The organism is Paratractidigestivibacter faecalis (assembly GCF_003416765.1).
Classification (GTDB): Bacteria; Actinomycetota; Coriobacteriia; order Coriobacteriales; family Atopobiaceae; genus Paratractidigestivibacter; species Paratractidigestivibacter faecalis.
On the sequence record NZ_QSNG01000001.1, the window covers coordinates 52,325 to 74,998 of the forward strand.

General features: G+C 66.6%; 22 protein-coding genes. 14 read left to right on the forward strand and 8 right to left on the reverse strand.

Annotation, left to right across the window (positions count from 1 at the left end; translation table 11 throughout):
• Positions 1-4: 4 nt before the first annotated feature.
• Positions 5-889 (reverse strand): DegV family protein, encoded by an 885-nt coding sequence (locus tag DXV50_RS00220; protein ID WP_117204240.1) that lies wholly within the window; start codon positions 887-889, stop codon positions 5-7.
• Positions 890-1,215: 326 nt separating this feature from the next.
• Between DXV50_RS00220 and larA the strand changes: the two genes are divergently transcribed.
• Positions 1,216-2,493, forward strand: a complete 1,278-nt coding sequence (larA, locus tag DXV50_RS00225) for a nickel-dependent lactate racemase (RefSeq protein WP_117204241.1) — start codon at positions 1,216-1,218, stop codon at positions 2,491-2,493.
• 98 nt (positions 2,494-2,591) lie between these two features.
• Complete coding sequence (larD, locus tag DXV50_RS00230; RefSeq protein ID WP_232817402.1) at positions 2,592-3,338, forward strand: D/L-lactic acid transporter LarD; 747 nt, start codon at positions 2,592-2,594, stop codon at positions 3,336-3,338.
• Positions 3,339-3,437: 99 nt separating this feature from the next.
• Here the strand turns inward: larD and DXV50_RS00235 are convergent, their stop codons facing one another.
• The 4 genes from DXV50_RS00235 to DXV50_RS00250 are packed head-to-tail and all read right to left on the reverse strand — an operon-like array spanning position 3,438 to position 6,898.
• A complete protein-coding gene (locus tag DXV50_RS00235) occupies positions 3,438-3,977 on the reverse strand; it encodes a TetR/AcrR family transcriptional regulator (RefSeq protein WP_157966933.1) in 540 nt (179 codons plus the stop codon).
• Positions 3,977-5,377: a nickel pincer cofactor biosynthesis protein LarC gene (larC, locus tag DXV50_RS00240; protein ID WP_117204243.1), complete on the reverse strand. Its 1,401-nt coding sequence runs from the start codon at positions 5,375-5,377 to the stop codon at positions 3,977-3,979. Before larC ends, DXV50_RS00235 begins: the two co-directional genes overlap by 1 nt.
• A gap of 9 nt (positions 5,378-5,386) precedes the next feature.
• Positions 5,387-6,157: a nickel pincer cofactor biosynthesis protein LarB gene (larB, locus tag DXV50_RS00245; RefSeq protein WP_117204244.1), complete on the reverse strand. Its 771-nt coding sequence runs from the start codon at positions 6,155-6,157 to the stop codon at positions 5,387-5,389.
• 3 nt (positions 6,158-6,160) lie between these two features.
• On the reverse strand, positions 6,161-6,898 hold the full coding sequence (locus DXV50_RS00250; protein ID WP_117204245.1) for an adenine nucleotide alpha-hydrolase family protein: 738 nt from the start codon (positions 6,896-6,898) through the stop codon (positions 6,161-6,163).
• 149 nt (positions 6,899-7,047) lie between these two features.
• Here DXV50_RS00250 and DXV50_RS00255 point away from each other — a divergent pair, with 149 nt between their 5' ends.
• From DXV50_RS00255 to DXV50_RS00280, 6 genes are all read left to right on the forward strand, one after another.
• On the forward strand, positions 7,048-8,703 hold the full coding sequence (locus tag DXV50_RS00255) for an ABC transporter substrate-binding protein (RefSeq protein ID WP_117204246.1): 1,656 nt from the start codon (positions 7,048-7,050) through the stop codon (positions 8,701-8,703).
• An 85-nt stretch (positions 8,704-8,788) separates the two neighbouring features.
• Complete coding sequence (locus DXV50_RS00260) at positions 8,789-9,769, forward strand: ABC transporter permease (protein ID WP_232817403.1); 981 nt, start codon at positions 8,789-8,791, stop codon at positions 9,767-9,769.
• Positions 9,756-10,649, forward strand: a complete 894-nt coding sequence (locus DXV50_RS00265; protein ID WP_117204247.1) for an ABC transporter permease — start codon at positions 9,756-9,758, stop codon at positions 10,647-10,649. The genes DXV50_RS00260 and DXV50_RS00265 overlap by 14 nt, the downstream gene beginning before the upstream one ends.
• A 9-nt stretch (positions 10,650-10,658) precedes the next feature.
• The gene (locus DXV50_RS00270; protein WP_117204248.1) at positions 10,659-11,642 is read left to right on the forward strand and encodes an ATP-binding cassette domain-containing protein; all 984 of its coding nucleotides are present in this window, start codon (positions 10,659-10,661) and stop codon (positions 11,640-11,642) included.
• Entirely contained in the window at positions 11,639-12,259 is a 621-nt protein-coding gene (locus DXV50_RS00275; RefSeq protein WP_117204249.1) for an ABC transporter ATP-binding protein, read from the forward strand. The genes DXV50_RS00270 and DXV50_RS00275 overlap by 4 nt, the downstream gene beginning before the upstream one ends.
• Positions 12,260-13,007: 748 nt before the next feature.
• Positions 13,008-13,715 (forward strand): hypothetical protein, encoded by a 708-nt coding sequence (locus DXV50_RS00280; protein ID WP_117204250.1) that lies wholly within the window; start codon positions 13,008-13,010, stop codon positions 13,713-13,715.
• 86 nt (positions 13,716-13,801) lie between these two features.
• On the opposite strand, the gene DXV50_RS00285 is transcribed toward DXV50_RS00280, so the two are convergent.
• Both DXV50_RS00285 and DXV50_RS00290 read right to left on the reverse strand, forming a co-directional pair.
• Entirely contained in the window at positions 13,802-14,806 is a 1,005-nt protein-coding gene (locus DXV50_RS00285; RefSeq protein WP_117204251.1) for a GGGtGRT protein, read from the reverse strand.
• Positions 14,807-14,824: 18 nt separating this feature from the next.
• Positions 14,825-15,559, reverse strand: coding sequence for an iron-sulfur cluster assembly scaffold protein (locus DXV50_RS00290; RefSeq protein ID WP_117204252.1), 735 nt, complete (start codon positions 15,557-15,559; stop codon positions 14,825-14,827).
• A 208-nt stretch (positions 15,560-15,767) separates the two neighbouring features.
• Between DXV50_RS00290 and DXV50_RS00295 the strand changes: the two genes are divergently transcribed.
• Both DXV50_RS00295 and nudC read left to right on the forward strand, forming a co-directional pair.
• Positions 15,768-16,682: a DMT family transporter gene (locus DXV50_RS00295; RefSeq protein WP_117204253.1), complete on the forward strand. Its 915-nt coding sequence runs from the start codon at positions 15,768-15,770 to the stop codon at positions 16,680-16,682.
• Positions 16,683-16,688: 6 nt separating this feature from the next.
• Positions 16,689-17,564, forward strand: a complete 876-nt coding sequence (gene nudC / locus DXV50_RS00300) for an NAD(+) diphosphatase (RefSeq protein ID WP_117204254.1) — start codon at positions 16,689-16,691, stop codon at positions 17,562-17,564.
• 215 nt (positions 17,565-17,779) lie between these two features.
• Here nudC and DXV50_RS00305 read toward each other — a convergent pair whose 3' ends face one another.
• Entirely contained in the window at positions 17,780-18,601 is an 822-nt protein-coding gene (locus DXV50_RS00305) for a Cof-type HAD-IIB family hydrolase (RefSeq protein WP_117204255.1), read from the reverse strand.
• A 236-nt stretch (positions 18,602-18,837) separates the two neighbouring features.
• Here DXV50_RS00305 and DXV50_RS09930 point away from each other — a divergent pair, with 236 nt between their 5' ends.
• From DXV50_RS09930 to leuD, 4 genes are all read left to right on the forward strand, one after another.
• On the forward strand, positions 18,838-18,960 hold the full coding sequence (locus DXV50_RS09930) for a hypothetical protein (RefSeq protein ID WP_269801582.1): 123 nt from the start codon (positions 18,838-18,840) through the stop codon (positions 18,958-18,960).
• A 121-nt stretch (positions 18,961-19,081) separates the two neighbouring features.
• On the forward strand, positions 19,082-20,617 hold the full coding sequence (locus DXV50_RS00310) for a 2-isopropylmalate synthase (RefSeq protein WP_117204256.1): 1,536 nt from the start codon (positions 19,082-19,084) through the stop codon (positions 20,615-20,617).
• Positions 20,618-20,808: 191 nt separating this feature from the next.
• Positions 20,809-22,074 (forward strand): 3-isopropylmalate dehydratase large subunit, encoded by a 1,266-nt coding sequence (gene leuC, locus DXV50_RS00315; protein ID WP_198666360.1) that lies wholly within the window; start codon positions 20,809-20,811, stop codon positions 22,072-22,074.
• A gap of 58 nt (positions 22,075-22,132) precedes the next feature.
• Positions 22,133-22,639, forward strand: coding sequence for a 3-isopropylmalate dehydratase small subunit (gene leuD, locus DXV50_RS00320; protein WP_117204257.1), 507 nt, complete (start codon positions 22,133-22,135; stop codon positions 22,637-22,639).
• Positions 22,640-22,674 lie beyond the last annotated feature (35 nt).

Sequence of the window (22,674 nt, forward strand, 5' to 3'; positions counted from 1 at the left end):
CTGTCTACTCCCTGGGCTTGCCCCAGAAGAAGAGGGCAACGGTGCCCGGGCCGGTGTGGCAGCCGATGGTGGCGCCAATGGGATAGATACGAACGGGGCCATCGATGTGCGGGAACGTGGTCTCAACGCGGTGGGCCAGCTCCTCGGCGTCAACCAGGCACTCGGACTGGCTGATGAAGACCTTGCCCGTGTAGTTGCGCCCGCCCTGGGCCAGCTCCTCCATCTTCTGCAGGTCGCGTGCGATGGCTCGGCCCTTACTGCGAATTTTCTCCTTCACGGCAAGGCTGCCGTCGGGCTCCACGTCCATGACGGGGCAGATCTTGAGCAGGCCGCCCACCAGGCCCGCGGCCTTGGAGATGCGCCCACCGCGGATGAAGAACGTGAGGTCGCTGGAGAAGAACCAGTGCTGCACCTCGAGGCGGTGCTCCTCGGCCCAGGCGGCAAGCTCGTCGATGCCCATGCCGGTGTCGCGCAGGTCCGCAAGCCTGTCCATGAGCAGGCCGTAGCCGGCGCTTGCGCACAGGGAGTCAACGATGACGATCTTGCGGTCCGGGTACTTCTCGGCAAGCTGGTCGCGTGCGGCGCAGGCGGAGCCGTAGGTTCCGGAGATGCCGGACGAGAGGGTCACGTGGAGGACGTCCTTGCCCTGCGTGAGGAACTTCTCGAAGTGAGTGACGTACTCGCCGACGTTGACCTGGGAGGTCTTGGCGTCCGCGCCGGCAAGCATCTTTGAGTAGAGCTGGGCGGGGGAGTTGGTCTGGCCAAAGTCGTCCTTGAGCATCTGGCCGTCCAGCTGGTAGCTGAAGTAGGCGTAGGCAATGCTGCGCTCCTCCAGGAGCTCGCGCGTGACGTCTGCCGTGGAGCAGCAGCTAAGGACGTAGTCGGACATGGGGTCTCCTCTCGTTCTCCTGTGTCTAGAATACCGCGCGTGGGCGGCCGCGTGCCTTGGGAGCGCGGCGAGTGAGACTCGCAACGACTGTTGTTGTACCCTTCACATAACCATCACATGCCCGGAAGAAGGCGCTCCCGGTCTCCGGCCTCCTCCCATTTGCCGACGTTCCCACACCAAGCCGCAAACAGGTTCCAAGCTTTATGAACACCCCGACGGGTGCCGCCGACCGGTAGAAAAACGTCGGCAAACGGTAGCAAATGAGCGGCGTATGGTTTCCCGTACAACCGTGACCGGAGCGGTTAAGACCGAAAGTGAGACGGAAGATGTTTGAGGCAGACCTGCCGTTTGACCACAAAACCATGCATCTCAAGCTGGAGGACAAGAACTTCGCCGGCCTGATGGAAGGCCACCAGAACGAGTTCAAGCCCGAGGCGAGCCAGGAGGAGCTCGTCGAGAAGTCCCTGGACAACCCCTATGGCTCTCCCAAGCTCGAGGAGCTCTGCCGCGGCAAGCGCGACATCGTCATCATCAGCTCCGACCACACGCGCCCCGTTCCCTCCCGTGTGACCATGCCCATCCTGCTCCGCCGCATCCACGCCGCCGCGCCCGAGGCTCGCGTGCGCATCCTCGTGGCAACCGGCATGCACCGTCCCTCCACCCACGAGGAGCTCGTCAACAAGTACGGCGAGAAGATCGTGGCCGAGGAAGAGATCGTCATGCACGTGGCCACCGACGACTCCATGATGGAGAAGGTCGGGACCCTGCCCTCCGGCGGCGAGTGCATCATCAACAAGGTGGCCGCCGATGCGGACCTGCTGCTTGCCGAGGGCTTCATCGAGCCGCACTTCTTTGCCGGCTTCTCTGGCAGCCGCAAGTCCGTCCTGCCTGGCATCGCCAGCTACAAGACGATCATGTACAACCACAACGGCCAGTTCGTGAACGACTCCCACTCCCGTGCCGGCAACCTCTGCCACAACCACGTCAACGAGGACATGTTCGCCGCCGCCGAGATGGCGCATCTCGCCTTCGTGCTCAACGTGGTCCTGAACGGCAAGCACGAGGTCATTGGCTCCTTTGCCGGTGACATCCACAAGGCCCACGAGGCCGGCTGCGACTTCGTGCGCAAGCTCGCCGGCGTCGAGCCCGTGGAGTGCGACGTGGCCATCACCACCAACGGTGGCTACCCGCTCGACCAGAACATCTACCAGGCCGTCAAGGGCATGTGCGCGGCCGAGGCCACGCTGCCCGAGGGTGGCGTGATCATCGACGTCGCCGGCTGCGCTGACGGCCATGGCGGCGAGGGCTTCTACAAGAACATCGCCGAGAACGACCCGGCCGAGTTCGAGCGCGCCTGCATCGAGCGCCCGAAGGACGAGACCCTGCCCGACCAGTGGACGAGCCAGATCCTCGCTCGCATCCTGGCCCACCACCCGGTGATCATGGTCACGGACCTCTGCGATCACCAGATGCTGCGTGACATGCACATGACGCCGGTCAACACCATTGACGAGGCCCTCGAGCTGGCCTTCAAGATGAAGGGTGCCGACGCCAAGGTGGCCGTCATCCCCGACGGCCTGGGCGTCGTCGTGGCCCAGCACTAGGGCTCTCTGGCGCGTCGGCATGTGGTGTGCGGCCGCGCACCTGTGCCGGCGCGCCTTGCCGTTAAATAATCGTTGCAACTACCTAAGGAGTTTTACGCGTGGCTAGCTTTGACCTTCTCTACCACATGCTGTGCGAGTTTGGCAGCACGGCGCTCATGATCATCTTCGGCGTGGGCGTTCACTGCGACACCGTCCTCAAGGGTGCCAAGTACCAGGGCTCCGGCCACATGTTCGCAATCACCACCTGGTCCTTTGGCATCTCGGTGGCCCTGTTCATCTTTGGCGGTGCCGTCTGCATGAACCCGGCCATGGTCCTGGCCCAGTGCATCGTGGGCCTGGTGCCCTGGTCCTCCTGCATCCCGTACATGGTCGCTGACATGCTCGGCGGCTTTGCGGGAGCTGTCGTTGCGTGGTTCATGTACGCCGACGAGTTCCGCGCGTCCGAGGGCGTGGTCGACCCCATCGCTCAGCGCAACATCTTCTCGACCAACCCCACCGAGGGCTTGCAGAACCTCCCGCGCGACTTCTTCTGCGAGGCCATCTGCACCTTCGTCTTCATCAGCGCGATTCTGGCCGCGGCCAGCCGCGCGGGTGAGAACGTCCTCATGCTGGCCATCTGCGTGGGCCTCATCGTCTGGGCCGTCGGCATGGGCATGGGCGGCATCACCGGCTTTGCCATGAACCAGGCCCGTGACCTCGGCCCGCGCTTTGCCTACCAGGTGCTTCCCATCAAGGACAAGGCCGACAACAACTGGAAGTACGGCCTGCTGGTTCCTGGTCTGGCCCCGTTTGTGGGCGCCGTCCTGGCCGCGCTCTTCGTTCACGGCTTCCTGGGCCTGTTCTAGGCCACAGCCCAACCATCCGCTGTTCAGAGAGCTGGCAAGGGCCGGGCGGCGAGTCTTTTGAGGCTCGCCGCCCGGCCCTTCTTGCGTTTCTCCGCGCACCTACTCAAACAGCGGCTTGGTGGCGCGCAGAAAGTCCTCCGCCAGCTCCTGGGGCATGGAGGCAAAGTCGCTCCAGGCCCACCACTGGACCATGCCCACGAAGGTGGCTGCGATGTGGTGCAGAAGGAAGCTTCGGTTCATCTGGCCCGCCTGCCCCGTGGGTTCCTCGGGCACCGTCCGCGCGGCGCGAGAGACTATGGCGTGGCGCAGGCAGTCGGCAAACCGCCTTGACCCGGCGCCCTTGACCAGGGCCTTTACTCCCTCGCGACGGTCCCAGAGGTTCTGGAGGACCTGCTCGAGCTGCTGCTCCGGGCCAAGGTCGGAGCCGTCGTCCACCCTGAGGGCGCAGGTGCAAAGTCCGCTCACCAGCTCGGCGAGAAGGTCGTCCTTGCCCTTGAACTGGGCATAGAAGGTGGCGCGACCCACTCCGGACCGGGCGAGGATGTCCGCCACGGTGATCTTGGCGTAGTCCCGCTCAAGAAGCAGCTCGGAGAAGGCCTGTTCTACGGCAAGGCGGCTGCGGCGCTTGCGGGCGTCCATCAGGCGTCGGCCTCCACCGCGGCTGCCTCGACGGCGCGGAAGACCTCCTGGAACGAGGCTCCCGTGCGCTCGCATGCCGCAACCACGGAGCCGTACTCCGGGTAGGAGCGCACGCTCCCATTGGGCAGGACCACGCGCTTAGTGGCGATGGAGCCAAAGCGCGTCTGCACTTCGTCGGGCTGGCGACGCAGCGGGTGGCGCAGCATGGTCATGGACCGAATGCCAATGGTGGTGGTGTTCTCAAAGATAAGGTCCATGAGCTGCTGCTGGTTTGACTCGTCGCAGATGACCTCGAGCTGGTAGCCGGGACGCCCCTTCTTCATGACCACGGGGACGGCGTGTGCGTCGCGGGCGCCGGCCGCCATGAGGAGCTCGATGGTGCGCCCGAGGGCCTCGCCCGTGCAGTCGTCGAGGTCGCACTCAAGCTTGGTGACGGGGTGCTCGGCACCGGGGTCGTCATCGGCCGCCTCCTCGTCGCGGGCGCCCGCGACCTCGGCCAGCGTCACGCGCAGCACGCCGGCGGTGTTCTCGTAGGCGCGCTTGCCGGCCCCGTAGCCGCAGGCCAGGATGCGATAGGAGTCCGGAAGCTCGGCGGAGGTGCGCAGGGCCGCCACGATTGCGGCGCCCGTCGGCGTCACCAGCTCGCCGTGGACGGGGGCGGGCACGAGCTCGATCCCCGCGGCGGAGCACAGGTTGGCCACAGCGGGGACGGGGATGGGCATCATGCCATGGGCGCAGCGGATGGTTCCGTGGCCCTCGCTGAGGCAGGGCACGACGACCTGGTCCACGCCCAGGTCGTCAAGGCAGGCAGCGACGGCGCAGATGTCCACGATGGAGTCCACGGCACCCACCTCGTGGAGCATGACGGTGTCCGGCGTGGCGCCGTGCGCCTTGGCCTCCGCCTCGGCAAGCTTGCCAAAGACGGCCAGGGCCAGCTCCTTGGCGCGGGCGGTCAGCCCCGAGGCCTCGATGACGGCGCGCACGTCCGCGAGCGAGCGGTGCGCGTGGTGGTGCCCATGCCCGTGATCGTGGCCGTGAGCGTGCTCGTGGCAGTGCTCGGCCTCGTGCTCGTGGCAATGCTCGTGCTCGTGCCCCTCGTCGTGGTGGTGATGGTGCTCGTGCCCGTCCGCGCCATTCTCGCCAAAGAGCCAGGCCATGTCGTGGTCGTGGTTCTGGTGCTCGTCGTCCAGGACGACGTCAAAGTCGCAGGCAGAGAGGCCGCTCTTGGCCACCCGGCTCACGCGGGCCTCAAACCCGTGGACGGGCAGGGTCGCGAGGGCCGCCATGAGGCGCTCCTCGCTGGCACCCAGGTCAAGGAGGGCCGCCACGGTCATGTCTCCGCTGATGCCCGACGTTCCGTCAAAGATGAGGGCCCTCTGCCGGCCCTGCTCGTTGCTCATATGGTCTCCCTAGTCCCTGTCGCTCAGATGGTTGATGAGGCTTGCCTGGTAGCCGGCCCCAAACCCGTTGTCTATGTTCACGACGCTCACGCCGCTTGCGCAGGAGTTGAGCATGCTCAGCAGCGCGGCCACGCCGCCGAGGCTGGCCCCGTACCCCACGCTCGTGGGAACGGCGATGACGGGGCAGCTCACCAGGCCGCCGATGACGCTGGCAAGCGCCCCCTCCATGCCTGCGACGGCAATGACGACCTGCGCCCGCGCCAGGTCCTCGGCATGGGCCAGCAGGCGGTGGAGGCCCGCCACGCCCACGTCCCAGACGCGCTCGACGCGGTTGCCCAGGAACTCCGCCGTGAGGGCGGCCTCCTCGGCCACGGGCAGGTCGCTCGTCCCGGCGCAGGCCACCACAATGCGGCCGTTGCCCGAGGGCTCGGGCATGCCACCCGCAATGGCAAGGCGGGCGTCCTCGCGGTAGTCCCAGCCGGCGTCGCAGGTCATGAGCGCACGGGCCTCGGCGGCCTTCTGCGGGTCAAGGCGCGTGACCAGCACGTGCCGCTGCCCTGCGGCCACCAGGGCGTCGACGATGCCCGCCACCTGCGCGGCCGTCTTGCCCTGGCCAAAGACCACCTCACCCGCGCCCTGACGTACGCCCCGCGCCAGGTCCAGCTGGGCATAGCCGATGTCTGCCACCGGCGCGGATTGAATCTGTGCCAGCGCCTCCGCGACGCCGGTCCTGCCGTTCGCGACCTTGTCGAGAAGTGCCTTGAGCTCGCTCTTGTCCATGGCCTACGCCTCGGTGGGCATGGTCGCTGCGTCAGTGCCGGCCTCTGCCGCCTCGCGCTCGCGAGCCGCCTTGGCCGCGGCGTTCTCGCGGGCAAGGGCGGCCGCCTCGGCGACGCTGGGTTCGATGTTGCCGTCGGTGCGCACGCGGTCGGCAGCGTCGGGGTGGGAAGCCATGAAGCGGTCCACCGTGGCGGCAAGGGACTCGGGCGTGATGGCCTCGTTCTTGCCAAAGTAGGCGCCGTAGCAGGCGTAGCTCGGCTTGTTGGCCGTGGGTAGCCCCAGCTTGGCGGACTCCTCGCGCACCATGTCCTTGGTCATGCCCGCCGCGCGCAGCGGAGAGACAATGCCAAGCTCGTGGATGGCGCGGAAGCCCGGCCTGCGGTCCTCGCGGTCGCTCGCGTTGGTGCCGTCCAGCAGCACGGTGCGGCCGTCGGCGCGCATGTGCTCGAGGATGGTGCCAAACACCATGGACTTGCAGTGGTAGCAGCGGTCCCACGGGTTGGCGCGCAGGTCGTCGTGGCCGCTCCAGATGTTGATGGGAATTATCTCCTGCTCGGCGCCCAGCATCTTGGCGATGGTCACGGAGTCGTCCGTGTCGCGCGTGATCTGGAGGTCGTCAAGGATGGTGTAGGCCTTCACGTCGTAGCCCTGACGCAGGAGCTCTGCCAACAGGTAGCACGAGTCCACGCCACCGGAGTAGGCAAGTCCGTAGCGGACGTTCTTGTCGAGGTCAAACTGCATGGATGGCGTCCCTTCTCCTGGGTTAAGACGCATCCATGGTAGCCTCAGATTCCGAACATATCGTCCAATATGTTCGGTTTCTTAACAACGCCATAGCGGGCTCCCCTATAATCTGCCCCACTGACACTAATGACATATGGAGGGGTTTCATGGGCGAGAAGCACGTTGCGTCGCTTGGCGGTATGACCAGAAGGGCGTTCTTTGGCGGCACGGCTGTCGTTGCGTGCGGCGCTGCGCTTGCAGGCTGCGGCACCGGCGGCTCCCAGAGCGACGCGTCCGGCTCTGCCGCTCAAGCCGGCGACACCCGCACCGTCACCATTGCAATGAGCCCCACCAACGAGCCCGACGCCGGCTTTGACCCGTGCGTGGCCTGGGGCTGCGGTGAGCACGTGCACGAGCCGCTCATCCAGTCAACGCTGATCACCACCAAGGAGGACATGTCCTTCGAGTGCGACCTTGCCACGGGCTATGAGTGCTCCGAGGACGGCCTCACCTGGACCTTCGCCCTGCGCGACGACGCCAAGTTCAGCGACGGCAAGCCCGTGCTGGCCGGCGACGCCGCCTTCACGATCAACACCATCCGCGAGTCCAAGAACGCCCAGGCCGACCTCTCCATGGTCGAGGAGGCCACGGCTCCCGATGACGCCACGCTGGTCCTGCGCCTCTCCAAGCCCTACAACGCGCTTCTCTACACCCTGGCCGTGGTGGGCATCGTCCCCGAGCACGCCTACGGGGCGGACTACGGCAGCGCCCCCATCGGCTCCGGCCGCTACGTGCTTGCGCAGTGGGATCACGGCCAGCAGGTCATCCTCGAGGCCAACCCGTCCTACTACGGCGAGGCCCCGCAGATGGAGCGCGTGGTTGTGGTCTTCATGGAGGAGGACGCGGCGCTGGCTGCCGTGCGCTCCGGCCAGGTGGACATGGCCTACACCTCCGCGACCCTGGCCGACCAGCAGGTGAGCGGCTACACGCTCGAGTCCTATGACACCGTGGACTCCCGTGGCTTCCAGATGCCCGTCATCCCCTCGGGCTCCACGCGCGAGGACGGTCCCAACACCTATCCCGCCGGCAACGACGTCACGTGCAACCTTGAGGTCCGTCGCGCCGTCAACCTGGTCATCGATCGCCAGGCCATTGTGAACGACGTGCTCGGCGGCCACGGCAGCGTTGCCTACAGCATCGGTGACGGCATGCCCTGGGCAAGCGAGGACATGCGCTGCGAGCAGGATGTCAGCGCCGCGCAGGCGCTCCTCGAGGAGGCCGGCTGGACAAAGGGCGCCGACGGCATCTATGCCCGAGACGGCCTTTCTTGCGCCTTCGACCTCTACTACCCCACGGGTGACTCCGTCCGCCAGGCCATGGCGAACGCCCTGGCGGACCAGCTGGGCAAGGCGGGCATCTCCGTCACGCCGCATGGTGGCAGCTGGGACGACCTCTATCCCCACGAGTTCAGCGACCCCATCATGTGGGGCTGGGGCTCCAACTCCCCGTCTGACGTCTACGAGCTCAACTACTCCGCGGGAACCATGAACTTCTCGTGCTACGAGAACCCCGCGACCGACGCCTACCTGGACGAGGCGCTTGCCACCAAGACCGTCGAAGAGTCCTTCCCGCTGTGGCAGCGTGCCGAGTGGGACGGCACCACGGGCATCGCTCCGCAGGGTGACGCCACGTGGGCCTGGATTGCCAACGTGAGCCACCTCTACTTCAAGCGTGAGGGCCTGAAGGTCGCTCGTCAGAAGCTGCAGCCCCACGGTCACGGCTGGTCCGTCCTCAACAACGTGGACCTCTGGAGCTGGGAGTAGCGTGGACGAGCCTGGCGAGAAAAGCGCGGCCGCGAGTCGCTTCGGGGCGCCCCGGGCGACCGGGGCGTTTTGGCTGCCCCGTCCCGTGTCCGCGCTGCTCAGGCTTCTGCTGCTGCTTGCGGCCACGAGCGTGGTGACGTTTGCCCTGGTGGCGGCTTCGCCCGTCGACCCGGTGAAAGCAAACCTCGGCCAGGCGGCCTACGCCCAGATGAGCGAGGGTCAGCGCGCCCAGCTCGCCGAGTACTGGGGCGCGGACACGCCCCTTCCGGAGCGCTACGCCCACTGGCTCTCCGGCGCCCTGCGCGGAGACTTGGGCCAGAGCCTGCGCTTCGGGCGGCCCGTGACCGAGGTGGTGGGGGAGCGCTTTGCCAACTCCGCCGCCCTCATGGCCTGCGCCTGGCTTCTTGCCGGCGTTGTGGGCCTGGGCCTGGGCGTCCTCGCGGGGAGCTGCCGCGGGAGCCTGGTGGATCGCGTCGTGAGCGGCATCTGCCTCGCACTCTCGTCGACGCCGTCCTTCTGGCTGGGCCTTTTGGCCGTCATGGTCTTCTCTGTGGCGCTTGGGTGGTTCCCGCTGGGCTTCTCCGTTCCCATCGGCGTCGACGCAGCGCAGGTCTCCTGGGCCGACAAGCTCCACCACATGGTGCTTCCCGCGCTGGTACTGGGCGTTGCCAATGCGCCCTCAATTGCGCTCCACACCAGGCAGAAGACCGTCGAGGTCCTGGAGAGTGACTACGTGCGCTTTGCCCTGGGGCGGGGAGAGACGCCGCGTCAGGTGCTTCTGCGCCACGGCATGAGGAACCTCGTGCTGCCCGCGGTGACGCTGGAGTGCGCGTCCGTGGGAGAGATATTTGGCGGCTCGGTGCTGGTGGAGCAGGTCTTCTCGTACCCAGGCCTGGGACAGGCCGCGGTGACGGCGGGCCTTGGCGGAGACGCGCCGCTGCTCGTGGCCATAGCGCTGGCGTCTGCCCTGGTGGTCTTTGCGGGCAACGCCGCAGGAGACGCCATCTGTGCCCTCATTGACCCCAGAGTCCGCGATAGGAGGCGAGAGGCCAATGGCGCAAGGTGACGTTCTGACGGGGGCGGCTGCCAACCCCGCGGCTCCGCTGCTGCACGCCTCCGAGGTCAGGGGCGCCGGAAACCGCAGGCGCATGCTCGTGGGCGTGGTCTGCGCCTGCGCATTGTTGCTGGCCGCCGTTGTGGCTGGACGTCTGCTTTGGGACACCGCCGGCACCACGGACTTCTCCTCAAAGTGGCTGGCTCCCTGCCTTGAGCACCCCTTCGGCACCGACTGGATGGGCCGAGACATGCTCGCCCGCACGCTGGCAGGCCTTTCTACCTCGGTCTTTGTGGGCCTTCTGGCCTCGGCAATCTCTGGCGTGGTGGCGCTGGCGCTGGCGCTTCTCGCCGCGCTGGGTGGACGGGCGGCGGACGCTACCGTTGCCTGGCTCGTCGACCTCGTCATGGGCGTTCCCCACATGATCTTGCTCATCCTGGTGAGCTACGCGCTCGGGCGTGGCTTCTGGGGCGTGACGCTGGCAGTCGCGCTCACGCACTGGGGCAGCCTCGCCCGCGTGCTGCGCGCCGAGGCCGTGCAGGTTCGCGACCAGCCGTTCATGGCCCTGGCACGCGCCATGGGCGTCGGCCGAGCCCGCCTGGCACTCACCCACCTGTTGCCTGCGCTTCTGCCGCAGTTGCTCGTGGGCATGGTGCTGGCCTTTCCGCACGCCATCCTGCACGAGGCCTCCATCACGTTCTTGGGCTTCGGCCTCTCGGCAGACGAGCCTGCCATCGGAGTCATCCTCTCCGAGGCCATGCAGTACCTATCGACGGGTAGCTGGTGGCTGGCGGTGCTTCCGGGTGCGGCGCTCGTCGCGGTCGTGCTGGCCTTCGACAGGCTAGGGTCGCTTCTGCGCGACCTGGCTTCCGCCCGCGCGGCGCAGGCCTAGGGAGGTGCCATGGAGAAGGACGAGCAGGTGAAGGCTCAGACGTCTGGGGCGGCGGTCGCGCTGCCACACGCCGACGGCGAGCTGCACCATCATCACAGCCATGCTGGTGGCTCGCATCACGTGGGTGGCCACCACCTCCTGAGCGTGGAGCACCTGAGCGTTGGGTTTGACATGTACGACCCCCAGGCTCCGTTCTGGCGCGCGGGCCGCGTCCGCAGCGAGGTGCTGCACGACCTCACGCTGAGCGTGCATGCGGGAGAGATCCTTGCCGTCGTGGGAGCCAGCGGCTCTGGAAAGACCGTCCTGACCGATGCGCTCATGGGTCGCTGGGAGAACAACGCCGAGGTCAGAGGTTGCGTCTGGTTTGACGGAGAGCTCATGGACGCGGCTGGCCTGCGCGCCCTTGCGGGCCACGGCGTCTCGCTCGTGCCCCAGGGCGTGGGAAGCCTCGACCCGCTCATGCGCGTGGGCGAGCAGGTTCGCGGCGTTGCCCGGGGCGCCACCCGAGCAGAGCGCGCGGCCGACGCCGAGCGCCGCGTCGCCCGGCAGCGCGAGCTCTTTTGCTCCTATGGCCTTGCGCCTGAAGTGGAGCGCATGTACCCGCACGAGCTCTCCGGCGGCATGGCCCGACGCGCGCTGCTCATGTGTGCCCTCATGGACGATCCGCGCCTCATCATCGCCGACGAGCCCACGCCGGGCCTCGACCTTGATCTGGCCGTTCATGCCCTCGATGACCTGCGCTCCTTTGCTGACGGCGGCGGCGGGGTCCTGCTCGTGACCCACGACATCGAGCTGGCGTTGCTGGTTGCCGACCGCGTTGCCGTCTTCAAGGACGGAACCATCGTGGAGGAGACGAGCGTGCAGAGCTTCTCGTCTCCCGAGCTGCTGAGGCATCCCTTCTCGCGAGCGCTCTGGCACGCGCTGCCAGGGCATGACTTTGCGAGCACCGGCGGCGTGGCTGCCAATGCTGGCAATCCGGAGGTGGACGCATGAGTCTCGTGGCACAAGGCCTTTGCTTCTCGTATCCCGGTGGTCGAGAAGTGCTGCGTGACGTGAACCTTGAGGTGACGCCGGGCGAGCGCGTGGCCGTGACGGGGGTCTCGGGAAGGGGCAAGACCACGCTCTGCCGGCTGCTTTCCGGGCACCTGGCCCCTTCGGCGGGCTCAGTCGTCGTTGATGGCGCCCCACTGCCTCTCGTCGGACGCCTTCGACGGAAGGCGAGTCCGGTCCAGCTGCTCTGGCAGCACCCCGAGCAGGCGTTTGACCCCAGGCTCCCGGTCGGCCGTGCCCTCACCGAGGTATCGCAGGCAAACGAGCCGCAGCTAGACGGACTTCTCGATGCGTTTGGTGCCAGGCGGGAGTGGATGGGCCGCCGTCCGCACGAGCTCTCTGGTGGCGAGCTCATGCGCCTGGCCATGGTGCGCGCCCTTGCCTGCCAGCCGCGCTACCTGGTGGCCGACGAATCGACGGCCATGCTTGATGCCGTTACCCAGGCCGAGCTCTGGCAGGTCCTCATGGGGCTCCAGGAGCGCGACGGCTGGGGCCTCGCCCTGGTCTCTCACTCGCCGGCGCTCCTCTCCCGCGTGGCCACCAGAACCTTCGCCCTCTAGTCACGTACAGGCCTCCGACCTCGTTAAGCGATTGCACGTGTTAAGATTCCTTCCTAACGAATCGATTCGCTTAACGCTCACACAAGGGAGGTTCGGTGGGCGAGAAGTACCTCACGCTTGGCCAGGCGGCGCGGGAGCTTGGCGTGACCAAAGCCCGTGTCTCGCAGCTGGGGAGCATGGGCACCCTTGAGACTGCGATGGTCGAGGGCAGAAAGCAGGTCCTTGTGGCCTCCGTGCAAGCCTATGCCCAGCGGAGGGCGCGTTCCTGCGGCTTTCTCCGGCAAATCCCTGACTCTGATGTCTGCCGACTACGAGGTCGCGCGCCTCACGTACGACTGCCAGCGCGAGCGCCCGTTTTCCGTCGTGGAGGTTCTGGATCCCGCTCGCATGCCGCTGGGGACGGTGACCTCTGGCGGCAACGTTAAAGCCCGCGAGTTCAACGACTGGTGGTTCCATCGCTCCATCCCCGATGCGAGGCCCATGTACCTGGCAAAATGCAGGGAGCTTGGGCTTAGCGAGGGCGAGCGGGTCTCCATGCGGGGACACGGCCTCTCGCTGTCCGACTGCTACTGGTTGCTGCCCGATGGCGCCGACCTGGAGTGGTCCCGCATCAACTACTTCCAGAATCACTTCGTGGGCTGCGACGAGGTGGGCGGACCCTGGTTGGCCTCCGTGGGCCTTGACTCTCCGGACAACACCTCCGAGGGGGGAGCTGCCCAAGCGCTGGGCCATAGAGGGCGACGCCCGGGTGCTCTACAAGGGGTCCGGCGCGGACGACCAGCGGCCCTGCAACGAGGTCGTCGCCACAAGGCTGTTCGGTCGGGTGCTCATGCCGGGAAGCTACGTGCCGTACGAGCTCGTGCGTCTTGGTGACGGCCTGGCGTGCCGTTGCCCAGACTTCTTGAACGGCCGGGAGGAGTACATTCCGGCCGTCTACCTGCGTGACTCCATGGGAGCAACGCGGGGCTCCTCAACCTACGACCGGCTGTGCCGTCATGCGGCGCGCCTGGGCGCAAACGAGGGCGAGGTCGGGCTCAGGCTCTGCGAGATGATGGTCTGCGACTCCATCCTCGCCAACGCCGATCGCCATTGGCGCAACTTTGGCTTCATTCGCAACGTCGACACCCTTGAGCTCCGGCCCGCCCCTATCTTCGACACCGGTAACTGCCTCTGGTATGCAAAGACCGATGGCGAGGTTGCCGCATGCGACTGGACCTTCTCTGCAAGGCCGTTTGGGCCCGAGCCGCAGCGCCAGCTGGCCCTCGTGGACCGCGCCGAGTGGTTTGAGCCCGCCTTTCTTGATGGCTTTGTCGAGGAGGCAATGGGTGTCCTGGCCCGCAGCGCGTTTGCCTCGACCCCAGAGAGAGGGTCGTTCATAGAGGAGGGCCTTTCTCGCCGCGTGGCCGCCGTCTCCTCCGTCATGGAGGTCCTGGCGTTCAGGCAGGCCTGGGGGTAGGACCTGGGGCGGGTTCCGTACGCAAAAAGGCCGCCACCCGGAGGTGACGGCCTTCAAAGTCCGGCTTCGCCCTTGGCGAGAAGGACTTACTTGTTCAGAGCGGCGTCCACGGCGACGGCGCAGGCGACGGTGGCACCGACCATGGGGTTGTTGCCCATGCCGATGAGACCCATCATGTCGACGTGCGCAGGCACGGAGGAGGAGCCGGCGAACTGGGCGTCAGAGTGCATGCGGCCCATGGTGTCGGTCATGCCGTAGGAGGCGGGGCCGGCGCCCATGTTGTCCGGGTGCAGGGTGCGGCCAGTGCCGCCACCGGAGGCAACGGAGAAGTACTTCTTGCCGGCCTCGAGGCGCTCCTTCTTGTAGGTGCCAGCGACGGGGTGCTGGAAGCGCGTCGGGTTGGTGGAGTTGCCGGTGATGGAGATGTCGACGTTCTCGTGCCACATGATGGCAACGCCCTCGCGGACGTCGTCGGCGCCGTAGCAGTTGACGGCGGCACGCGGGCCATCGGAGTACGGGATGGTCTCCACGACCTTGAGCTCGCCCGTGTAGTAGTCAAACTGGGTCTTCACGTAGGTGAAGCCGTTGATGCGGGCGATGATCTGGGCGGCGTCCTTGCCCAGGCCGTTCAGGATGACGCGGAGCGGCTTCTTGCGGGCCTTGTTGGCGTTGAGGGCCAGGCCGATGGCGCCCTCGGCGGCAGCGAAGGACTCGTGGCCGGCCAGGAAGGCGAAGCACTCGGTGTCGTCAGAGAGGAGCATGGCGCCCAGGTTGCCGTGGCCCAGGCCGACCTTGCGGTCCTCGGCGACGGAGCCGGGGACGGTGAAGGCCTGGATGCCCTCGCCGATGATGGAAGCGGCCTCGGAAGCGTCCTTGGCGCCCTTCTTGATGGCCAGGGCGCAGCCCAGGGTGTAGGCCCACTCGGCGTTCTGGAAGGCGATGGACTGGGTGTTGTGGACGATCTCGCGCGGGTTGAAGCCCTTGTCGGTGCAGATCTCAAGGGCCTCCTCGAGGGAGGCGATGCCGTTCTCAGCGAGGCACTTGTTGATCTTCTCGACGCGGCGCTCGTAGCCTTCGAAAGTGACTGCCATTGTTATATCCCTCCCTTTCTACTCGTGAACGGGGAACGTGCTGGCGACGGAGTGGGTCTCCTCGTCGGTACGCGGGTCGATGTACTTGGCGGCGTTCTCCCACTGGCCGTAGTGGCCCATGGCGCCCTGGATGGCCTCCTCGGGGGTCTTGCCGGCCTTGAGGGCGTCGGTGAACTTGCCGAGGTTCATGAACTCGAAGGCGATGATCTCGTTCTTGTCGTTCAGAGCCATGCGGGTGACGTAGCCCTGGGCGAGCTCGAGGTAGCGGGCGCCCTTGGCCTTGGTGCCGAACATGGTGCCGACCTGGGAGCGCAAGCCCTTGCCGAGGTCGTCAAGGGAGGCGCCGACGGGCAGGCCGTTCTCGGAGAAGGCGGTCTGGGTGCGGCCGTAGACAATCTGCAGGAAGATCTCGCGCATGGCGACGTTGATGGCGTCGCAGACGAGGTCGGTGTTCAGGGCCTCGAGGATGGTCTTGCCAGGAAGGATCTCGGAAGCCATGGCGGCGGAGTGCGTCATGCCGGAGCAGCCGATGGTCTCGACCAGGGCCTCCTCGATGATGCCGTCCTTGACGTTAAGCGTGAGCTTGCAGGCACCCTGCTGCGGGGCGCACCAGCCCACACCGTGCGTGAGGCCAGAGATGTCGGAAATCTCCTTGGCCTGGACCCACTTGCCCTCCTCGGGGATGGGTGCGGGGCCGTGATACGCGCCCTTGGCGACGGGGCACATATTCTCGACTTCTGCGGAATACTGCATGTAATGCTCCTCTCCAGAACGATGTCTCTCGGGCGCCTGTTGCGCCTTTGAGCAGCCGACCCCCTCAGGTCGGTCAGAGCCAAAAATGACGGCCGCGAGGGGCCATTCCGCTCTAGTTTAAGGCACCAAGCGTTCATATGTGACGTTCGGGGGTCAAATTATTGCCGTCTGCCGTATTTACGCTTACCCATCCCGTACAATCGACCGCATGAATTCAGCCGAGAAAAACATACCCCAGGGCGTCTGGAAGCTCGCCCTGGCCGGTTCGGCCGCCATCTGGGGCGGCTCCTTCGTGGTCATCAAGGGCGCCCTTGACGTGGTGCCCGCATGCTGGCTCATGTTCATCCGCTTCCTGGGTGCCTCGGTCATCGTGGGGGCGCTGTTCAACAAGACCCTGAGGCGCAACCTGGACGGCAGCCACCTTCTGGCCGGCTCCATCCTGGGACTGCTCTCGGGCACGGCCTTCCTCATCCAGAACATCGGGCTCACCACCATCACGCCGGGCAGGAACGCCTTTCTCACCGCCACGTACTGCGTCATGGTGCCCTTCATCAACTGGGTGGTGGCCAAGCGCCGTCCCGGCGGCACCAACCTGGTCGCCGCGGCGCTGGCCATCCTGGGCGTGGGCCTGCTCTCGCTGGGGGACGACCTCTCGTTCTCGCTCAGCTCCGGAGAGCTGCTGACGCTGGCCGCGGCCGTGCTGTACGCGCTGCACATCGTGGCGGTCTCGCGCTTCTCGGCGGCCCATGACGTCATGACGCTCACCGTGGTGCAGCTGGCGGTGTCCGCCGCGGTCAACCTAGTGGCGTCCCTGGCCCTGGGCGAGGTCCTGGACGTGGCGGTGCTCCTTGACCCCAGCATGTGGGGAGCCCTGTTCTACCTGGTGATCCTCTCGTCCTGCGTGTGCATGGTGGTCCAGAACCTGGGACAGGCGCACGTGCCGCCTGCGCAGGCCGCGCTGCTGCTCTCGCTTGAGAGCGTGTTTGCCGTGGTGGCGAGCGTTGTCTTCTACGGCGAGGTGGTCACGCCTCGGCTGGCGCTTGGATTTGCTTCCATCTTTGTTGCCGTTGTGGTGAGCGAGGTGGGCGGCTCCCTGGCGGAGCGCCTGCGCGGGGGGAGGTAAGGACGCGTGATCCAGGAGATCGGGCGGGCCTACGACAACCACTACGTTGCGTGCGAGGCGGCCGGGGCCGACTACGTCCTGCACTACCGCGAGAGGGGCTGCCTGGTCCACGTGACCTCGCACGGCGGGGCTGACGCCTGGGCCGAGGGCAACGCCTTTGACCTGCCGCGCGTGAGAGACCTTGCTGAGCGGCCCTCCCGGCTGGTCTACGCGTTTGCCATAGGCGGCGCGCGCTTCTTCCTAGCCCTTGACGACGAGGTGGCCGCACCCGCGGGCTTTGCGTACGAGGCCGTCAGCTGGCTTCGCTACGCCGAGCCCGCCGAGCTGCTGTTTGCCGTGGTCACGGGCAGCCAGCTTGACCGCTGGTATCGGGACAACCGCTTCTGCTCGCGTTGCGGGCACCCCACGGAGCTTGGCCCCCGCAGCAGGGAGATCGTATGCCCGGAGTGCGCCAAGATCGTCTACCCCAAGATCTGCCCCGGCGTGATCTGCGCCGTCACCCGCCGCGACGCGGACGGCGAGAAGATCGTGCTCACCAGGTACAACGGCCGCACCACGGCCCTGTGGGCGCTCGTCGCCGGCTTCACCGAGATCGGTGAGCCCCTTGAGGACACCGTCCGCCGCGAGGTCATGGAGGAGGTGGGCCTGCACGTCAAGAACCTGCGCTTCTACAAGAGCCAGCCGTGGAGCTTCACCGACACGCTCCTGGTGGGGTTCTGGTGCGAGGTGGATGGAGACCCGACCATCACCGTCGACCACTCCGAGCTCAAGGAGGCCCGCTGGTTTGGCCGCGGCGAGATTCCCCTGGAGCGCACGGGCGACCGCGTGAGCCTCACCGGCGAGATGATCGAGCAGTTCAGGCTCCGCGGCATCCCGGAGTAGCCGGACGGGCGTGGTGGCGGGCTTCTCACCGTGTTTCTCGCCTCGATGTTTCAACAAATTGCCTACCGAAAAATCGGTAGGCAATTTCTTTAACCAGTTGCAAAACCCCAGTTGGCGCGAGCCTTCAGTCGAGAAACCCGGGCGTTGCCTACCAAAAAATCGGCAGGTAGTTGCAGCCGTGATGTGGCCTCGGCCGCGAGGGGCGGGCCCTTGCCCTATGCCCCCAGGACGAACTTCTCGATGACCTCGGCGACGGCTCCGGCGTTGTTGTCTGCCTGGCAGACGTAGTCGGCGGCGGCCTTGGCCTCGTCGGTGGCGTTGGCGACGGCGCAGCCCAGGCCGGCGGCGCGGATCATAGAGATGTCGTTTGAGTTGTCGCCGACGGCGATGGTCTCTTCGGGGGCAATGCCCAGGCGGGCGGCAAGGCTCAGAAGGCCGGCGCCCTTGTTGACGCCCGGCGCGTTGAACTCGAGATAGCGGTTGCCGGAGTAGTAGACATCAAGGCCGTCGGTGAGGCCTGCCTTGGCCATCTCGCGCTCAATGCGCTGCAGGTAGGACATGTCGAGGCTCATGAAGATGATCTTGACGATGGTCTGGCCAGCCAGGAAGTCCGGCGTGGGCTCCATGATCTCAACGATGTTCATGCGGCCCTGGATGTAGGCTCGCTCCTCGGGCACGTAGTTGTAGAGGTAGACGGGGCCGAGGGTGTTGACGTGCATGCAAACGCCGTAGCGCACGCCGGCCTCGTAGATCTTCCTCGCACGCTCGAAGGGCAGCGAGCAGCTGGTGAGGGGCTCGGGCGACGAGTTGCGTGTGAGGCAGCCGCCGTTGAACGAGAGCGTGTAGTCGTCGGCGCCGCCGGCAAGCCCCAGTTCCTCGAGCGTCACGTTGACCGAGTCCGCCGGGCGCCCGGTGCAGGGCACGAAGCGAACTCCGAGCTCGCGTGCCTTCCGGACGGCGTCGACCACGCGCTGGGGCACGTGGTGGTTGTCGTTCAGCAGGGTCTCGTCCAGGTCGCTCGCCACGAGCTTGTACATGCGTCTCCCATCGTCGGACTGGTTTCTGCGAGCTAGTCTAGCCGCCCGCCGGCGTGTGACGATGCTGGGCCAAAACAAAGGCGCTATTGCGATGCCGTGTGGCGGTTCGGCGACAGGCGCCGCTTGCGGGGCGGATTGTTTCGCTTGCGAATCCGTGTCGTCGGAACCTTGACTTCTGTGGCATAGTTCACAAATCGCGCCCAAACGGGGCGCAGCTAGCTGAAGGAGGCTCCGGCATGGCACGGCACGAGGCTGCAGACGTTCGGGCGAGCGAGCGCGTCATCACGCGCGGTCTTCTCGGCGGCGCCACGCTTCTTGCCTCCGGCCTCAACCTACTTCTACTATCGTCCGCGCGTTAGGGCACGCTGACACCTGCGCGCGTGACATGAGCCGTCGGTCCCCTGCGACCGCGGCTATTTTTATCTCTGTAGCCAAGACCAAGCCTGCCAGTCCTCACACCCACAAGAGACAGGACGCGTCATGACCAGGAAGATCCACATCTTTGACACCACCCTGCGCGACGGAGAGCAGTCCCCCGGCGCCTCCATGAACACCGAGGAGAAGCTCATCGTCGCCCAGCAGCTCATCCGCATGGGCGTCGACGTCATCGAGGCCGGCTTTCCCATCTCCTCCCCGGGCGACTTCCGCTCCGTCCAGGAGATCGGCCGCCTGGCCGGCGACTCCTGCACCGTCTGCGGTCTCACCCGCGCCGTGGACAAGGACATCGACCGCGCGGCCGAGGCCCTGAAGACCGCCAAGCGCCCCCGCATCCACACAGGCCTGGGCGTCTCTCCCTCCCACCTGCGCGACAAGCTCCACATCACCGAGGAGGAGTGCATCGAGCGCGCCCGCCACTGCGTCTCCTACGCCAAGAGGTATGTCGAGGACGTCGAGTTCTATGCCGAGGACGCCGGCCGCTCCGACCAGGACTTCCTGATTCGCGTCATCCAGGCCGCCGTCGACGCCGGCGCCACCGTGGTCAACATCCCCGACACCACAGGCTACAGCCTGCCCGAGGCCTTCGGCGCCCGCATCAAGAGCCTCTCCGACAACGTCATTGGCATCGAGAACGTCATCATCTCGGTCCACACCCACAACGACCTGGGCATGGCCACCGCGCTGGCCCTGGAGGGCGTCAAGAACGGCGCCCGCCAGATCGAGTGCACCATCAACGGCCTGGGCGAGCGCGCCGGCAACACCGCGCTCGAGGAGGTCGTGATGGCCATCAAGATGCACGGCGAGGAGCTGGACGCCCACGCCGACGTGGTGACCCCCGAGCTCACGCGCGCCTCTCACTTGGTGAGCCGCATCACCGGCATGAACGTCCAGGCCAACAAGGCCATCGTGGGCGCCAACGCCTTCGCGCACTCCTCCGGCATCCACCAGGACGGCGTGCTCAAGGCCCGCAACACCTATGAGATCATCGACCCCGCCGACGTGGGCGCCGCCGGCTCCGAGATCATCCTCTCCGCCCGCTCCGGCCACGCCGCGCTGCGCCACCGCCTCTCCGAGCTGGGCTACACCTTCAAGGACGAGGAGTTCGACGACGTCTACAACCGCTTCCTGGAGATTGCGGACCAGAAGAAGGAGGTCTACGACGAGGACCTGGAGTCCATGGTCCAGGAGCGCCAGCGCGAGGTCCAGGCCATCTACACGCTGGACGCCCTGCAGGTCTCCTGCGGCGACCCGCTGGTTCCCACGGCCACGGCGACCATCTCCGACGAGCTGGGCGTGAGCCACGTGGTCTGCGCCACCGGCACCGGTCCTGTCGACGCCGCGTACAAGGCCGTCGACGAGGTCGTGGCGGTCCACGGCGACCTGACGGAGTTCTCCGTCAAGGCCATCACCCGCGGCATCGACGCCATTGGCGAGGTCACGGTGCGCATCACGGCCGAGGACGGCAAGGTCTACACCGGCCGCGGCGCCGATAACGACATCATCGTGTCCAGCGCGAAGGCTTACGTGAACGCCATCAACCGCATGATCCAGACCGCGAGGTCCAAGCAGGGAAAGTAACTCACCAGCGGTCCCCGCCGCCCGACCTTCTCGCCAACCTCGGCGCTCACTGCGTTCGCTCGCTGCGCGACTCGGCTGGCGAGAAGGTCGGGCGGCAGGGACCTGCGGTTGACTTGCCTGGGCGGGCGGTTGATGCACGTGAGCCCTCGCAGGCTGGTAGAGCCTCTAAATAAGAGAGAAAGAGAGACAGCATGGCACGTCCCATGACCATGGCAGAAAAGATCCTGGCGGACCACGCGGGGCTCGAGGAGGTCGTTCCCGGGCAGCTCGTGGAGTGCGACCTGGACCTTGTGCTGGCCAACGACATCACGGCGCCCATCGCCATCAAGACCGTGCGCGAGATTGGCGCGGGCGTCTTTGACCGCGACCGCATCTGCCTGGTCCCCGACCACTACAGCCCCAACAAGGACATCAAGAGCGCCGAGCAGACCAAGGTGACGCGCGACTTTGCCCACGAGCACCAGATCACCAACTACTTCGAGCAGGGCTGCATGGGCATCGAGCACGCCCTTCTCCCCGAGCAGGGCATTGTGGTGCCCGGCGACCTCATGATCGGCGCGGACTCCCACACCTGCACCTACGGCGGCATCGGCGCGTTCTCCACCGGCGTGGGCTCCACGGACGCCGGCGTTGGCATGGCCACCGGCCGCGCCTGGTTCAAGGTGCCCGAGACCATCCGCTTCGAGATTGACGGCGAGCTGCCCGAGGGCGCCTCTGCCAAGGACATCATCCTGCACATCATTGGCAAGATCGGCGTCGACGGCGCGCTCTACTGCGCCATGGAGTTTGGTGGCTCCGCCATCGAGGCGCTCTCCGTCGAGGGTCGTCTGACTATTGCCAACATGGCCATCGAGGCGGGCGGCAAGGCCGGCCTCTTTGAGGTTGACGACAAGTGCCGCGAGTACGTCGAGCGCCGCGCCAAGCGTCCCATCCGCGAGTACCACCCGGACGCCGACGCCACCTACAAGCAGCTCATCAAGATCGATGCCTCCGAGATTGTGCCGTGCGTCTCCTGGCCGCACCTGCCCTCCAACACCCACCCCGTCGCGGAGAGCCGTGACATCACCATTGACCAGGCCGTCATTGGCTCCTGCACCAACGGGCGCATCGAGGACATGCGTGCCGCGGCGGAGGTCCTGCGCGGTCGCGTGGTGGCCGACAAGGTGCGCTGCATCGTCATCCCGGCCACCCAGGGCGTCTGGCTCCAGTGCGTCCACGAGGGCCTTATGGACGTCTTCATCAACGCCCACTGCGTGGTCTCCACGCCCACCTGCGGCCCCTGCCTGGGCGGCTACATGGGCATCCTCGCCGCGGGCGAGAGGTGCGTGAGCTCCACCAACCGCAACTTCGTCGGCCGCATGGGCGACCCGACCTCCGAGGTCTACCTGGCAAGCCCGGCCGTCTGCGCCGCCTCCGCGGTCGCCGGCCACATTGCCCTGCCGTCTGACCTCGACTAGCAACCCCGTCGGGACGGACGGCCGCAAGCCGCCGCCCCATTTCAGGAAAGGAAGCCCCATGCAGTTCAAGGGAACCGTCTTCAGGTACGGGCGCGACATCGACACCGACGTCATCATCCCCGCGCGCTACCTCAACACCTCCGACCCGGCAGAGCTGGCCAAGCACTGCCTGGAGGACCTGGACAAGACCTTCGTGGAGCGCGTCACGCCCGGCGACATCGTGGTTGCCGACGAGAACTTTGGTTGCGGCTCCTCGCGTGAGCACGCCCCGGTGGCCATCAAGGCCGCGGGCGTCAGCTGCGTCATCGCAAAGAGCTTCGCGCGCATCTTCTACCGCAACTCCATCAACATGGGCCTGCCCATCCTCGAGTGCCCCGAGGCGGTCGACGCCATCTCCGAGGGCGACGTCGTCTCCGTCGACGCGGACACCGGCACCATCACCGACGAGACCACCGGCGCGGTCTTCCACGCCCAGCCGTTCCCGCCGTTCATCCAGGAGATTATCAACGAGGGCGGTCTCGTCGCCCGCACCAAGAAGAAGCTCGCCGAGAAGGGCAACGCGTAGATGGCGCTCGGCAACCCGTTTGCGAGCGGGCCGTC